This window comes from Amnibacterium sp. (assembly GCF_036559085.1).
GTDB lineage: Bacteria > Actinomycetota > Actinomycetes > Actinomycetales > Microbacteriaceae > Amnibacterium.
In genome coordinates this window covers 17,878-32,532 of sequence record NZ_DATBTU010000037.1, presented here as the reverse complement: position 1 = coordinate 32,532, position 14,655 = coordinate 17,878, and the positions used below count along the sequence as shown (strand labels likewise).

Here is a 14,655-nt window from a genome sequence, read left to right as displayed (position 1 = left end):
AGGTGATCTACTCCGCCGAGTACCGCGTCGGAGCTGGGCCATGGCTCCCGGTCGTCGGCGCGGTCACCGGCAGCACGCCGCCGCGATCGATGCTCGTCGTCACCGAGCGCACCGTCCTGACCCCACCCGCGTAACCGCCCCGCAGAACCGCCGCTCCGCACAACCGCCGCCAGGCATACACGCGGCCGAGCCCAAGCGGGAGTGCTGTCCGCACGGACAACTGTGGCTGCTGCAGCGGCCACAGTTGTCCGTGCGGACCGCAGACGCGGGCCAGGGCCGCCTCAGAGGCGGGGGAGGCCGCGTCAGAGGCGGCCGGCGGCCTTCAGCGCGAGGTAGCGGTCCGCGAGCGCGGGCGGCAGGTCCGCGGGCGGCGCCGAGACGACGTCCGCCCCCATCCGCCGTGCCGCGGAGGCGAGGCGCGCGGTCTCGAGCAGACTCCGCTCGGCGGCGGCGGCCAGGTAGACCGCGTCGCGATCGCCGCGGTCCGTCGTCATGCTGACCACCGCGGGATCCGCGACCGACGCGATCACCACGGTGTGCCGGCGGGTGAGCTGCGGCAGGGTCGTGAGCAGCCCGCGGGCGCTGCCGGCGCCCTCGAGCGAGGTCACGAGCACGACGAAGGCGTGCTGGTGCGTGAGGGCGCGGATCTGGCCGGGCACCGACCTCCAGTCCGTCTCGAGCAGCTCCGGCTCGACCGGCGCCATCGCCTCGACCATCCGGTGCAGCACCTCGGCCGAGGATGCGTCATGCACGCGCGCCCGCACGCGGCGGTCCCAGACGAGCAGGTCCACCCGGTCGCCGGCCCGTGTCGCGAGGGCGGTGAGCAGCAGCGTCGACTCGAACGCGGTGTCGAGCCGGGTCTCATCGGCGATGCGGGCGGCGGCGGTGCGTCCGGAGTCCACGACGACGACCACCCGGCGGTCGCGCTCCGGGCGCCAGGTGCGCACCATGAGCCGCTGCCCGGCGCCGGGCAACGCCGAGCTGCGGGCGGTGGCGCGCCAGTCGATGGAGCGCACGTCGTCGCCGCGCACGTACTCCCGCAGCGAGTCGAACTCGGTGCCCTGCCCACGCACCTGCAGCAGCGTGCGGCCGTCGAGCTCGCGCAGCCGTGCGAGCCGCGAGGGCAGGTGCCGCCGCGAGTTGAAGGGCGGCAGCACGCGGACGGCGCCGGGCGCGACGAGCGTCGCCTGGCGTCCGGCGACCCGCAGCGGGCCGAGCGACCGCACGGTCACCTGCTCGCTGCGGCGCTCGCCGCGCCGGGTGGGCGTCAGCGTGGTCGGGAAGGCGCGGCGTTCACCGGCCGGCAGATCGAGCGGCCACCGGTTCGGGGCGGCGCCGGCGGACGGCGTCCAGGCGTCCCGGACGAGTCCGTGGATCCGGCTGCTTCCGAGGTTCGTGAGCAGCAGCGTGGCGCCGACGGGCTCGCCGAGGCGGACCGCATCCGGCAGCTCCCGCTCCACGCGCATCCGTCGCGGCGAGGCGGCGACCGCGACGTCGAGCACGACGAGCAGCACCACGAGCGCGAGCCACACGAGCAGCGTGCCCACGGCCCACGAGGCGCCGAAGCCGCCGAGCACGATCAGCGGCACGATCCCGACGAGCAGCAGCAGCGGCACCCGCCCGGTGATCACCACAGCGCACGCCTCGCGCCGCTCACAGACCCGGGGGTTGCCACTTTCTGCGACCTTGAGGCGCTCAAGGTCGCAGAAAGTGGCAACAGCCGAGGGGTGGGGAGCGTCACAGGGGGACCTGCACGTTCGCGATCACGCTGCGCAGCACCGCGTCGACCGAGACGCCCTCGAGCTCCGCCTCGGGCCGGAGGCGGATGCGGTGCCGCAGCACCGGCAGGGCCATGTCCTGCACGTGGTCGGGCGTGAGGGCCGGCGCCCCGCGCAGCCACGCCCACGCCCGGGACGCGGCGAGCAGCGCGGTCGCGCCACGCGGCGAGACGCCGAGCTGCACGCTCGGGGCGTTGCGGGTGCCGCGCACGAGGTCGACGACGTAGCCGAGCACATCCGGGGTCGCCTGCACCTGCCGCACCGCGGCCCGGGCCGCCACGAGGTCCTCCGGCCGCAGCACGGGACGGATGCCGGCGCCCGCGAGATCGCGTGGGTCGAAGCCGCCGGCATGGCGGCTCAGCACCTCCACCTCCTGCTCGCGAGGCGGCAGGTCGAGCACCAGCTTCATGAGGAAGCGGTCGAGCTGCGCCTCGGGCAGCGTGTAGGTGCCCTCGTACTCGACCGGGTTCTGGGTGGCGGCGACGAGGAACGGCTCCGGCAGCTTCCGCGAGACGCCGTCGACCGTGACCTGCCGCTCTTCCATCGCCTCGAGCAGCGCCGACTGCGTCTTCGGCGGCGTGCGGTTGATCTCGTCCGCGAGCAGCAGGTTCGTGAACACGGGGCCGGCGCGGAAGTCGAACTTGCCGGTGCTCGCGTCGAACACGGTCGAGCCCGTCACGTCGCCCGGCATGAGGTCGGGCGTGAACTGCACGCGCGTGGTCTGCAGCGCGAGCGATGCCGACAGGGAGCGCACGAGCAGCGTCTTCGCGACGCCGGGCACACCCTCCAGCAGCACGTGCCCGCGCGCGAGCAGCGCGATGATCAGGCCGGTGACGGCCGAGTCCTGCCCGACCACGGCCTTGCCCACCTCCGTGCGGACGGCGGCGAGGCGGATGCGGAGGTCGTCGGTCATCTGGGGGCTCCGTTCGTCGGGGCGGATCGTGGGGCGTCGGGCCGGACGGCGGCGGTGACCGCCGCCTCCAGCCGCGCGAGGTCGTCGGAGAGGCGCACGAGGTCGGCGTCGCTGCCGGGCTGCGTGTCGAGGAGCAGGGCGCGGATCTCGCCGCGCGGGCGTCCGAGTGCGGATGCGGCGGCGGTCGCGACCTCCTCGACCGTCGCGAGTCGCGACAGCCCGAGGGTCGGGGCGAGGCGGCCGATCGCGCCGATCCGCAGCGCATCCGCGGCCCGCAGCCGGGCGCCGGTGCGCTGGTAGAGGCGGGCGCGGCCCTCGACGGTCTCCCGCGAGCGGACGACGACCGGCAGCCGCTCGACGACGAGCGGGCCGAGTCGCCGGCCGCGCCAGAGCGCCGCGGCGATCCCACTCGCGAACAGCAGCAGCACGAGTGGGGTGACCCACGGCGGCGTCAGCTGCTGCAGCGTGACGTGGCCGCCGATCCCGGGATCGAGCGGATCCGGCCGGTACCAGACCAGCTTCGGCGAGGCGCCGAGCGCGTTCAGCGCGACGGCGGCGTTGCCCGAGGCGCTGATGTGCCCGTTGTCGAACGCGGTGGCGCTCGCGAGCAGCGTCACGTCGGTGCCGCCGTTGCGCCCCTCGACGAGCTGCCCGGCGCCCGCGCCGTCCGCGAAGCACACGGTGCCGCCGCCCCCGACCACGCGGAGGGACGAGGTCACGTCGGCGAGGTCCATCGTCCCGGCGCGCTCGGCGGCCGCGAGCGAGCAGCCGGCGGATGCGGTCGAGGCGTCGGGGGTGCCCGCGGTGCGCGCGGACGGCAGCACGACGCCGAGCGACACGACGCCGGGCTGCACGACGACGAGCCGCGGGGCACGGGTGAGCAGCGAGCGCCAGGAGGCGACGGGGAGGATGCCGTCGGTGTCGTCGACGAGCAGGGTCTCGTCGCCCTGCGGCACGTCCGCGAGGCGGCTGACCCGATTCACCGCCACGCCCTGCTGCTCGAGCACTGACCGCAGCGCCTGCGCGCCGGCCGGAGCCGGGTTGTCGGGGCCGAACGCCGTGCCCGTGTGCACGCCGCCGGCGGAGATCAGGCCGATGAGGGCGAGCCCGATCACGACGACCGCGGAGATGCCGGCGAAGCGCAGGCGGGCGGCGGTCTGGCGCAGCGTCGGGGTGGCCGACGGCGTCGCGTCCGGCATCGTCATCGGGGGAGGGCCGCCGCGTCCTCGAGCAGCGGCCGCGCCGTCATGAGCCGCTCGTCGAGCCCGGCGATCGTCTCGGCCTCGTCGCGGGTCGCGGCGCGGTCGGCGTAGCGGACGTCGTCGAACACCGTCGCCGCGGCGGCGAGAGCCGGCCGCTCGTCCGGGAACGCGCGCGCCGCGCGATCCGCGAACCCGCTCGCGGTCGTTCCGGGGAAGACGGTCAGCACGGTGCGCTCGTCCAGCCCCCTGGCGAGGCCGCGGAAGCGCTCGAGCACCGCGGCCGACCAGTCGCCGGCGGCGAGGGCGGCCGCGGCGGAGCGCCGCAGCTCGTCGGCGGAGCGGCGGTCGTCGTCACCGAAGAGGGTGCCCGCCACCCGGCTGCGCCGGTTCAGCCGGGGCACCCCGAACAGCAGCAGCGCGGCCACGATCAGCGCGACCACGACGACCAGCGCCGCGACGAGCAGCACGGGCGGCGCCACCGCGTTCTTCTGGGTGAAGAGGCTCTGGAACCACTGCAGCACCGCCTGCGACACGAGGTCGAAGAGGGTGGGCTTGGCGTCCTGGTACGGCGCCTTCTGCAGCTCCTGGACGAGCCACTGCTGCGCCGTGTGGCCGTCCGGCTGCACCGGAACGGTCGCGAGGCCCCCGATCACCGCGGCGCCGGCTCGAACGGATCCGCGCCGCCCTGCTCGACGGCCCGCTGGAGGTCGAGGTCGAGCCCCTCGCGCCGGATCCGCCGGTCGAGGTAGACGAGCGCGAACGCCGACACCTGCGCGATCTGCCCGATGCCCTGCACGATCGTGGAGAGGATCGCCGCCGGAACCGTCGTGATGAGGAGGACCGGGATCGCGGTCGTCGGATCGGTGCTGCCGCTGCCCGCGTCCGGGAACAGGAGGCCGCCGATGGCGGTGCCGAGGAAGCTGAACGGCACGCTCACCAGCTGGCTGGCGAAGTAGATGATGACGAGCAGCAGCGCGAAGATCCCGAAGGTCTTCCAGAACGCGCCGCGCAGCAGCGTCCAGGAGCGGCCGATGGCCGCGAAGACGCCGAGCCGCTCGAGCACGATCGCGGACGGCACCGTCGCGAGCTTCACGATCAGGAAGCCGGCCGCGACGAGGTAGCCGAGGCCGCCGAGGACGCCGATCAGGATCGCGAGGGCGAGCCCGACGCTGCCCGCTCCGGCGACCCCGACGACGAGCAGCACGAGCACGAGGATCGCGACGATCTCGACGGCGGCGACGAGCACACCGAACCCGACGAGCGGCCAGAACGACCTCATGGCCCTGCGCAGCGCCTCGCCGGCGCGCGGCCGCTCGCCGAGGGCGCCGCGCGCGACGACGAGCACGAGCATCCCCTGCAGGATCGCGGTGCCGAAGACGGAGATCGCGGCGATCACGAGGCCGCCGAGTGCGCCCTCGGCGATGCTGCCGGCGATGATCGCGCCGCGGTTCGCGTCGCTCGCGTGCGAGATGCGGTCGTAGGCCGAGAAGCCGATGACGCCGAACAGGCCGAGCGAGACGACGACCTGGATCACGTTGATGAGCAGCGTCGGGAGGACCGTGGCCCGGGTGTTGTAGCGCAGCACGCCGAACGAGGCGCCGAGCAGCTCGCCGAACGAGAGCGGATGCAGGGGGATGAGCCCCGGCTTCGGCGGCGGCGTGTAGCCGGCGCCTGGCTGCGGGTAGGCGCCCGGCTGGGGAGAGGCGCCCGGGGCGGCGTACCCGCCCGGCTGCGCGGAGCCGCCCGGCGCGGCGGACGGAACGGGCTCCGCGGGAGGTGTCCAGCCGGGGATCCGCTCGCCGTACCGCGGCGGCTGCTCAGGGGCGGGACGAGCCCCCTCCGCAGCGCGGTCACCCGACGGCGACGCCCATTCGTCCCCCTGATCAGCCATGACGCAACTCTCGCACGTCGAGCCATCCGGCCGTCGGAGGCGGGCGAGATACCCGTCGAATCATCCCCGAGGCATTACGCTTGCGGCACTTCCGCGCACCCGAGCGCGAAGCGGCTCAAGGAGTACTCAGGCATGAGCGGGCGCATCCTCGTGGTCGACGACGACACGGCGCTGGCCGAGATGATCGGCATCGTCCTGCGCACCGAGGGCTTCGACCCCGCCTTCTGCGCGGACGGCAGCCGGGCCGTCGCCGCGTTCCGCGCGTCGAAGCCCGACCTCGTGCTGCTCGATCTCATGCTGCCGGGCGTCGACGGCATCGAGGTCTGCCGCGCGATCCGGGCCGAGAGCGGCGTGCCGGTGATCATGCTCACCGCGAAGTCGGACACGACGGATGTCGTGCTCGGCCTCGAGTCCGGTGCCGACGACTACATCGTGAAGCCGTTCGACCCGAAGGAGCTCGTCGCCCGCATCCGCACGCGGCTGCGCCCCTTGACATCCGCGACGGGCAACCGGCTCCGCATCGGCGACCTCGTCGTCGACGCGGCCGGCCACGAGGTGCTCCGCGGCGAGACCCAGATCCAGCTGACGCCGCTCGAGTTCGACCTCCTCCACACGCTCGCCGCGAAGCCGCACCAGGTCTTCACCCGCGAGATGCTGCTCGAGCAGGTGTGGGGCTACCACTACAAGGCGGACACCCGCCTCGTGAACGTGCACGTGCAGCGCCTCCGCGCGAAGGTCGAGCAGGACCCCGAGAACCCGCGGATCGTCACCACCGTCCGCGGCGTCGGCTACCGCGCGGGCGCGGCCGTCTGACGCCGATGTCGGACGGCGACCCCGCCCGGCGGCCACTGCCCGGCGTCCGCCTGCTGCAGGCACGGCGGGCGGCGACCGCTCCGGTGCGGGTGTGGCGACGCTCGCTGCGCGTGCGCACCGTCGTCGTGACCGTGCTGCTCAGCACGATCGCGCTCGTCGTCGTCGGCGGCGTGCTCTCGGTCAGCATCTCCAACGGGCTCTACACCGAGCGCGTGAACCAGGTGCTCGCCGCATCCGCCCGCGCCGCGACGGCCGCGCAGAAGGTGCTCGGCACCGCGACCGCCTACGACCCGACCACGCTCGGCGTGCTGCAGCAGAACGCGCTCGAGCAGGTGCGCACGGCCGCGACGCCGAACGGGTTCGCCTGGCGGACGAGCCCCAACCAGTCGGGTGCGGTGGCGCTGCCGAGCACCTTCAGCTCGAGCGGCGTCGAGGCGGTGATCTCCCCTGAGCTCGCGAAGGCGGTCGAGTCGACCGCCACCGGGCAGCACTGGCAGCCCGTCGCGCTGCCCTCCGGCCCCGGCGTGACCCGTCCGGGCGTGGTCGTCGGCCAGCCGCTGCAGGTCGGCGGTGCGCGCTACGAGCTCTACCTCGTCTTCGACCTCTCCGACGTGCAGTCCACCCTCGACTTCGTGCAGCGCACGCTGCTGATCGGCGGCATCGCGCTGCTGCTGCTGATCGGCGGGGTCACGACCGTGGTCGCCTCCCTCGTCGTCCGCCCGATCAAGGAGGCGGCGCTCGTGTCGGAGGAGCTCGCGGACGGCAACCTGGAGAAGCGCATCCCCGAACGCGGCGAGGACGTGGTCGCGACGCTCGCCCGCTCGTTCAACCGGATGGCGGACGGTCTGCAGCGGCAGATCACGCAGCTCGCGAACCTGTCGCGGGTGCAGCAGCGCTTCGTCTCCGACGTCTCGCACGAGCTCCGCACGCCGCTGACGACGATCCGCCTCGCGAGCGACGTGCTCTACGACGGCCGGGACGCGCTCGACCCGCCCGCGGCGCGCTCCGCGGAGCTGCTGCGCGCCCAGGTCGAGCGCTTCGAGGCGCTGCTCGCCGACCTGCTCGAGATCAGCCGGATGGATGCGCAGGCGGCGGATGTGAGCGGCGAGCCGACGAACCTCGTCGACCTCGCTCGGGAGGCCATCGACTCCCTCGGCGGCCTCGCCGAGGAGATGGGCACCCCGGTGCGGCTCGTGACGCCGGGCGGTCATGTCGAGGTCGAGGTCGACTCCCGCCGCATCGAGCGCATCCTGCGGAACCTGCTCGCGAACGCCATCGAGCACGGCGACGGGCGCCCCATCGTCGTCACCGTCGACAGCTCGGCCACCGCGGTGGGCCTCGGTGTCCGCGACCACGGCGCCGGCATGCCCCAGCACCACGCGGACCGCGTCTTCGACCGGTTCTGGCGCGCGGACCCGTCGCGGCAGCGCCGCATCGGCGGCACCGGCCTCGGCCTCGCGATCAGCCTCGAGGACGCGCTGCTGCACGGCGGCAGCCTCGAGGTGTGGAGCCGCGAGGGGGACGGCACGAACTTCGTCCTCACCCTGCCCCGCAAGCCGGACGGGCAGATGACCGGGCGCCCCGTGCCCCTGGAGCCGTCGGACGCGTTCCCCTCCACCTCGGACGCGGCGCTGAACCGTCCGCCGACCGGACGCATCCCGGTGGTGCGCCGATGATCCGGCGCGCGACCGCCGCGCTCCTCGCGGCCGCGGTGCTGCTGCTCGCCGGCTGCTCCGACATCCCCACCTCCGGCAAGGTCCAGCTGGGGCCGACGCAGGACGTGAAGAACCAGGACGTCGTCCTCGTGCCCTACGAGCCGGCGCCCGGCGCCTCGCAGACGGACATCGTGCAGGGGTTCATCACCGCCGCCACCGGGCAGCAGAGCGACTACGCCGTGGCCCGCGAGTTCCTGACGCCGGCGCTGTCGAAGCGCTGGAAGCCGGGGGGCCGGGTGCTCATCCACGACCAGGCCTGGCAGCTGAAGACGGTGTCGGACACCTCGATCACCGTCACGGTGCCGACCACCGCGGAGGTGGACGCCGACGGCGTCTACACGAGCTACCCGACGCCGAGGACCAAGACCGTGGGGTTCGAGCTCGTGAAGGTCGACGGGGAGTGGCGGATCGCCGCGACCCCGGACGGCATCGTGCTCGGCACGAACTACTTCGGCAGCCTCTTCTCCGCGCGGCCCGTCTACTTCTTCGACCCGACCTGGACGCAGCCGGTGCCCGACCTCCGCTGGTTCCCCGCATCCGCCATCACCACGAAGGGCGTCGTGCGGGCCGCGACGAGCGTCGTGCGGGCCCTGCTCGCCGGGCCGTCGGGCCCCATCGCGCAGCCGGTGACCGCTACCGCCTTCCCGGAGGGGACCACCGTGCGCTCGGTGGAGGTGGCCCAGGGGGTCGCCACCGTCGACCTGCACTCCGGGGATCTGACCCCGTCGCTCAGCACGCTGCGCCGGATGCGGCAGCAGCTCACCGACTCGCTGCAGAGCCTCAAGGGCGTCCAGCAGGTGCAGGTCGCGATCGACGGGACGCCGCGCCCCGCGCCCCTGCTCCCACCCGCGGCCGGTCCGAACCTCAACGCCCTCGTGATGCAGGGCAGCACGGTCGGCTACCTGGCGGCGAACTCCACCCTCAAGCCGGAGCCGGTGCTCGGGAAGCAGATCGCCGCCGCGAAGCCGATCGGCGGCACGGTGGCGGTGAGCCGGAAGATCGCCGCGGTGCTCACCGGGAGGGGCGTCGCGGTCGTCACGCCGAGCAGGACGACGCCGGTCGACGGGCGGTCGGGGCTCATCGAGCCGACGCTGGACGCCCACGACTGGACGTACTCCGTGCCGATGGCCGATCCCGCCGCGTGGAAGGTCGTGGACAGCCGTGGCCGGACGGTGCCCTTCTCGGCCGGCATCTCGGGGATGGTCGAGATCCTCGCGATCGAGGCGTCGCGCGACGGCACGCGGATGCTGGTGCTCGGCCAGGATCAGGCGGGACCGACCGCATTCGTCGCCGGGATCATCCGCGACAGCGCGGGCACGCCGCTCGGGCTGACCGCGGCCCGGTACTCCGTCGCCGTGCCGGCGACGACGAACCCCGCGGTCGACGCCACATGGGTGGATCCGGTCGGCTCGTCCGTCGCGGTGCTCACCCAGGACGACACCGGGGACAGCGTCTCGCTGCAGCAGCTCGGCGGCCTGTCGAGCGGCGCGGGCCGCCTCTCGACGGCGGTCTCGATCGTCGGCACCTCGAAGCTGGAGGACCTGCGGGCGCGGCTGGAGAACAGCGCCATCGCCGAGGTGTCGGGGACGGTGTGGCAGACGGCGGATCCCGCCGGCACCGCCGACGTGCTGTTCGTGCAGCGCTGACTCCTCCCCAGGGGCCTGCGGCGCTGCCGCCGAGCCGGAGCCGCCGAGGCAGCCCGCCCGGCATCGGACGGCGGGCCATCCTGCGGGGATGACCGACATCCCCCCGCGCGCCGCCATCCGCGACCGGGCCGCCGCGCTGCTCGGCGCCCTGCAGGAGCTGGTCCTCCCGGTGCCCTGCACCGGATGCGGTGCGATCGGGCCGCCGATCTGCTCGGACTGCCGGCTCACCCTGGCGCCGGAGCCGGTGCAGCGGCTGGTGGGTGCGCCGCCGCTGCCTGTCGTCAGCGGCCTCGCCTACGACGGCGTGGCTCGCGCGGTGCTGCTGGCGTTCAAGAACGACGGCCGCACCGAGCACGGGCCGCCGCTGGCCGCAGCGCTCCTGTCGGCGCTGGCGCTCGCGGTGCAGGGGCTCGACGCCCCGCCCGAGCTCGTGCCCATGCCGTCCACGATCCGCTCGACCCGGGACCGGGGCTACGACCCGGTCCGCGTCGTGCTCCGCCGCGCCGGGCTGCCCTCCCGCCGGCTGCTGCGCCTCCAGCGGCGCGGCGCCGATCAACGCGAGCTGGGCCGCGCCGAGCGGCAGGCCAACGCCGCGGGCAGCATGCGGAGCCTGCCTTCCGCGGGCGCCCGCGTGCTGCTCGTCGACGACGTGGTCACCACCGGGTCGACGCTCCTCGAGGCGGCGAGGGCGGTTCGCGCTGCGGGCGGCACGGTCCTGGGCGCGGTCACCGTCGCCAGCACACCTGTGCGATCCGTGAGGAGCTGAGCCGGGTCGCCGAGAAAGGCAGACAAAGCGAAGCCCGAGTGTCTAGTGTGCGTCTACGGCGTAACGGAAGACCGTTCGGGGCCCTGGGAGACGGGCCGCCAGCTCATGGCCGGCGACCTGCAGGGAGACGCAGGGCGGCGCGCCTGAGCCTAGGGAGCAACGGCATGGACATCACGCTCATCGGCCGCAACGTGGGGATCACGGAGCAGTTCCGTTCCTACGCGGAGGAGAAGGCGGACCGGGTCGCGAACCTCGCGGACCGCGCGCTCGCCCTCGAGATCCGGCTCTGCCGTCATCACGAGACGAACGGCACCGCCGGCGACGACCGAGTGGAGATGACCCTGATCGGTCCCGGACCCGTGGTGCGGGCCGAGGCCGACGGAGCCGACAAGTTCGCGGCCTTCGACGCCGCGCTCGCCAAGCTGATGGAGCGCATCCGAAGGGCGAAGGACCGCAAGAAGGTGCATCGCGGCCACGGCGACCGGATGACCAGCCTGCGGAAGGCGAGCGCCGACGGGTTCGCCGAGGCGGCCGTGGTGCCCGCCGACGGGGACTCGATGATCTGGGCCGAGACCGGCGGCCAGCAGCCGGCGACCCTCCCGACGGACGAGGAGCCGGGGGACGAGTACGGACCGAACGGCGCCGATGAGGACCGCAGCCCGATGGTCATCCGCCGGAAGAGCTTCCCGGCCGAGCCGATCACCGTCGACGACGCGCTCTACCGGATGGAGCTCGTCGGCCACGACTTCTACCTCTTCGTCGACAAAGAGACGAACGCCCCGAGCGTCGTCTACCGCCGGATCGGCTGGAACTACGGCGTGATCGCCCTCGACGGCTCGGACGCCGACGATGCCGAGCCGGCGGGCGCCGGGGCGTCGCTCTCGGCCGGCTCCCGCGACCTGCAGGAGGCGACGGCGGGCTGAACCCGAAGATCGGCCGGGCCGCGGGCACATTCGTCCGCGGCCTGACCGGCCGCTCCGCGCCAGGGCTGTACCGTTGACGGTTGATCACGCACGCCCGACCGTCAGGAGATCGTGTGGCTTCGGTGCTCGAGAAGGCGCTCCGCGTCGGTGAAGGTCGCATCCTCCGCCGGCTCCAGCGCATCGTCGGCCAGGTCAACAGCCTCGAGGAGGACTTCCGTCACGTCACCGACGAGGAGCTCCGCAACGAGACCGTGGAGCTGCGCGAGCGGTACGCGAACGGGGAGAGCCTCGATGACCTGCTGCCGGAGGCGTTCGCCGCGGTCCGCGAGGCGGCTGCGCGCACGATCGGCCTGCGGCCCTTCGACGTGCAGGTCATGGGCGGCGCCGCCCTCCACCTCGGCAACATCGCGGAGATGAAGACCGGCGAGGGCAAGACCCTGGTCGCCACCATGCCCGCCTACCTGAACGCGATCGCGTCGCGCGGCGTGCACGTCGTGACGGTGAACGACTACCTCGCCTCGTACCAGTCGGAGCTGATGGGCCGCGTCTTCCGCGCCCTCGGCATGACGACCGGCGTGATCCTGTCCGGCCAGACCCCCGAGCAGCGTCGCGAGCAGTACCAGGCCGACATCACGTACGGCACGAACAACGAGTTCGGCTTCGACTACCTCCGCGACAACATGGCGTGGCAGCCCGCCGAGCTCGTGCAGCGCGGCCACTACTTCGCGATCGTCGACGAGGTGGACTCGATCCTCATCGACGAGGCCCGCACCCCGCTGATCATCTCGGGCGCCGCGTCGGGCGAGGCGAACCGCTGGTTCACCGAGTTCGCGTCGCTCGCGCGGCGCCTGCAGCCCGGCGTCGACTTCGAGGTCGACGAGAAGAAGCGCACCGTCGGCGTGCTCGAGCCCGGCATCGAGAAGGTCGAGGACTACCTCGGCATCGACAACCTCTACGAGTCGGCGAACACGCCCCTGATCTCCTTCCTCAACAACGCGATCAAGGCCACCGCCCTGTTCAAGCGCGACAAGGACTACGTCGTGATGAACGGCGAGGTGCTCATCGTCGACGAGCACACCGGCCGCATCCTCGTCGGCCGCCGCTACAACGAGGGCATCCACCAGGCCATCGAGGCCAAGGAGAACGTCCAGGTCAAGGCCGAGAACCAGACCTACGCGACCGTCACGCTGCAGAACTACTTCCGCCTCTACAAGAAGCTGTCCGGCATGACCGGCACCGCCGAGACCGAGGCGGCGGAGTTCATGTCGACCTACAAGCTCGGCGTCGTCCCCATCCCGACGAACCGCCCGATGCAGCGCATCGACCAGTCGGACCTCATCTACAAGAACGAGCAGGCGAAGTTCGCGCAGGTCGTCGAGGACATCACGCGGCGGCACCAGGCGGGTCAGCCGGTGCTCGTCGGCACGACGAGCGTCGAGAAGAGCGAATACCTGTCGAAGCTCCTCGCCCGCAAGGGCGTGAAGCACGAGGTGCTGAACGCGAAGAACCACGCCCGTGAGGCCGCGATCATCGCGCAGGCGGGCCGGTACGGATCCGTCACGGTCGCCACGAACATGGCCGGCCGCGGCACCGACATCATGCTCGGCGGCAACGCGGAGTTCCTCGCCGTCGCGGCGATGTCCGCCAGGGGCCTCTCGCCGGTGGAGACCCCGGACGAGTACGAGGCCCAGTGGGATGCGGTGTTCGACGCCGTGAAGGCGGAGGTCGCTCAGGAGGCCGAGCGCGTCGTCGCGGCCGGTGGCCTGTACGTGCTCGGCACCGAGCGCCACGAGTCGCGGCGTATCGACAACCAGCTGCGCGGTCGCTCGGGTCGCCAGGGCGACCCGGGTGAGTCCCGCTTCTACCTGTCGCTCACCGACGACCTCATGCGGCTGTTCAACTCCGGTGCGGCCGAGGCCCTGATGGGCCGCAGCGGCGTGCCGGACGACCTCGCGATCGAGTCGAAGGTCGTCTCCCGCGCGATCCGCTCCGCGCAGTCGCAGGTCGAGGCGCGCAACGCCGAGATCCGCAAGAACGTGCTCAAGTACGACGACGTGCTGAACCGTCAGCGCGAGGCGATCTACTCCGACCGGCGGCACATCCTCGAGGGCGACGACATCCACGAGCGGGTGCAGAACTTCCTCGCGAAGGTCATCGAGGACGTCATCGACTCGCACACCGGCGAGGGCTCCGGCGACGACTGGGACTTCGACGCGCTCTGGGCCGAGCTGAAGACGCTCTACCCGATCTCCATCACGATCGAGGAGGTGCTCGCCGAGGCGGGCAGCCGCGGCCGCGTCAACCGCGACTTCATCAAGCGGGAGATCCACTCGGACGCGAAGCTCGCCTACTCCCGCCGCGAGGAGCAGCTCGGCTCGCCCGCGATGCGTGAGCTCGAGCGCCGCGTCGTGCTGTCGGTCATCGACCGGCGGTGGCGCGACCACCTCTACGAGATGGACTACCTCAAGGACGGCATCGGCCTGCGGGCGATGGCGCAGCGCGACCCGCTCGTCGAGTACCAGCGCGAGGGCTTCTCGCTGTTCCAGACGATGATGGGGCAGATCCGCGAGGAGACCATCGGCTTCCTCTTCAACCTCGAGGTCGAGGTGAACCCGGCCGGGGTCGGCTCGCAGCAGCCGGCGGTGAACGCCCGCGGCCTCACCGACGGCCACGTGCCGTCCGAGACGCTGCGATTCACCGCGCCGACGGACGACGGCGGCGTCGAGGTGCGCAACCAGCGCGGCCTGCTCGAGCGGGCGGCCACGGCGCGGGCGCAGATCGCGGCGGCGCAGCAGGGGTCGTTCGACGACCTGCTCGGCGAGGACGGCCAGCAGGTCGATCCGAGCCGGCGCGGCCCGTCGCGGAACGGGCCGCAGGCCCCGACCCGTCCCGCCGCAGGCGCACCGCGCGGTGCGTTCGGCCAGCAGCAGGGTGCGGGCGCGCCGCAGAACCGCGCCCAGCGCCGCGCCGCCGACCGGGGCCAGTAGCCCGATCTTCACCTCCTCGAT

At 73.1% G+C, this 14,655-nt stretch carries 11 protein-coding genes; 6 read left to right on the top strand and 5 right to left on the bottom strand.

Annotated elements, in window-relative coordinates; all coding sequences use genetic code 11:
• Positions 1 to 302 precede the first annotated feature (302 nt).
• From VIG76_RS06920 to VIG76_RS06900, 5 genes are all read right to left on the bottom strand, one after another.
• Complete coding sequence (locus VIG76_RS06920; RefSeq protein WP_331952473.1) at positions 303 to 1,634, bottom strand: DUF58 domain-containing protein; 1,332 nt, start codon at positions 1,632 to 1,634, stop codon at positions 303 to 305.
• Between the two features lie 103 nt (positions 1,635 to 1,737).
• Entirely contained in the window at positions 1,738 to 2,691 is a 954-nt protein-coding gene (locus tag VIG76_RS06915; protein WP_331952471.1) for an AAA family ATPase, read from the bottom strand.
• Complete coding sequence (locus tag VIG76_RS06910) at positions 2,688 to 3,896, bottom strand: DUF4350 domain-containing protein (RefSeq protein WP_331952469.1); 1,209 nt, start codon at positions 3,894 to 3,896, stop codon at positions 2,688 to 2,690. Before VIG76_RS06910 ends, VIG76_RS06915 begins: the two co-directional genes overlap by 4 nt.
• On the bottom strand, positions 3,893 to 4,546 hold the full coding sequence (locus VIG76_RS06905) for a DUF4129 domain-containing protein (protein ID WP_331952467.1): 654 nt from the start codon (positions 4,544 to 4,546) through the stop codon (positions 3,893 to 3,895). Before VIG76_RS06905 ends, VIG76_RS06910 begins: the two co-directional genes overlap by 4 nt.
• Entirely contained in the window at positions 4,543 to 5,784 is a 1,242-nt protein-coding gene (locus tag VIG76_RS06900) for a hypothetical protein (protein WP_331952465.1), read from the bottom strand. Before VIG76_RS06900 ends, VIG76_RS06905 begins: the two co-directional genes overlap by 4 nt.
• 132 nt (positions 5,785 to 5,916) lie before the next feature.
• Here VIG76_RS06900 and mtrA point away from each other — a divergent pair, with 132 nt between their 5' ends.
• The 6 genes from mtrA to secA all read left to right on the top strand — a co-directional run bounded on the left by mtrA (position 5,917) and on the right by secA (position 14,634).
• Positions 5,917 to 6,597, top strand: a complete 681-nt coding sequence (gene mtrA / locus VIG76_RS06895) for an MtrAB system response regulator MtrA (protein WP_331952463.1) — start codon at positions 5,917 to 5,919, stop codon at positions 6,595 to 6,597.
• Positions 6,598 to 6,602: 5 nt separating this feature from the next.
• Positions 6,603 to 8,273: an MtrAB system histidine kinase MtrB gene (gene mtrB, locus VIG76_RS06890; protein ID WP_331952460.1), complete on the top strand. Its 1,671-nt coding sequence runs from the start codon at positions 6,603 to 6,605 to the stop codon at positions 8,271 to 8,273.
• A complete protein-coding gene (locus tag VIG76_RS06885) occupies positions 8,270 to 9,958 on the top strand; it encodes an LpqB family beta-propeller domain-containing protein (RefSeq protein WP_331952458.1) in 1,689 nt (562 codons plus the stop codon). The genes mtrB and VIG76_RS06885 overlap by 4 nt, the downstream gene beginning before the upstream one ends.
• A gap of 88 nt (positions 9,959 to 10,046) precedes the next feature.
• Positions 10,047 to 10,724: a ComF family protein gene (locus tag VIG76_RS06880; protein ID WP_331952456.1), complete on the top strand. Its 678-nt coding sequence runs from the start codon at positions 10,047 to 10,049 to the stop codon at positions 10,722 to 10,724.
• A 164-nt stretch (positions 10,725 to 10,888) separates the two neighbouring features.
• Positions 10,889 to 11,647, top strand: coding sequence for a ribosome hibernation-promoting factor, HPF/YfiA family (gene hpf / locus VIG76_RS06875; RefSeq protein WP_331952453.1), 759 nt, complete (start codon positions 10,889 to 10,891; stop codon positions 11,645 to 11,647).
• Between the two features lie 113 nt (positions 11,648 to 11,760).
• Positions 11,761 to 14,634 (top strand): preprotein translocase subunit SecA, encoded by a 2,874-nt coding sequence (secA, locus tag VIG76_RS06870; RefSeq protein ID WP_331952451.1) that lies wholly within the window; start codon positions 11,761 to 11,763, stop codon positions 14,632 to 14,634.
• Positions 14,635 to 14,655 lie beyond the last annotated feature (21 nt).

What these genes read in the sequence shown, in the direction of transcription:
- VIG76_RS06915 (WP_331952471.1), bottom strand. Translation starts at nt 2,691, where the DNA reads ATGACCGACGACCTCCGCATCCGCCTCGCCGCCGTCCGCACGGAGGTG.
- VIG76_RS06910 (WP_331952469.1), bottom strand. Translation starts at nt 3,896, where the DNA reads ATGACGATGCCGGACGCGACGCCGTCGGCCACCCCGACGCTGCGCCAG.
- VIG76_RS06900 (WP_331952465.1), bottom strand. Translation starts at nt 5,784, where the DNA reads ATGGCTGATCAGGGGGACGAATGGGCGTCGCCGTCGGGTGACCGCGCT.
- mtrA (WP_331952463.1), top strand. Translation starts at nt 5,917, where the DNA reads ATGAGCGGGCGCATCCTCGTGGTCGACGACGACACGGCGCTGGCCGAG.
- mtrB (WP_331952460.1), top strand. Translation starts at nt 6,603, where the DNA reads ATGTCGGACGGCGACCCCGCCCGGCGGCCACTGCCCGGCGTCCGCCTG.
- VIG76_RS06885 (WP_331952458.1), top strand. Translation starts at nt 8,270, where the DNA reads ATGATCCGGCGCGCGACCGCCGCGCTCCTCGCGGCCGCGGTGCTGCTG.
- VIG76_RS06880 (WP_331952456.1), top strand. Translation starts at nt 10,047, where the DNA reads ATGACCGACATCCCCCCGCGCGCCGCCATCCGCGACCGGGCCGCCGCG.
- hpf (WP_331952453.1), top strand. Translation starts at nt 10,889, where the DNA reads ATGGACATCACGCTCATCGGCCGCAACGTGGGGATCACGGAGCAGTTC.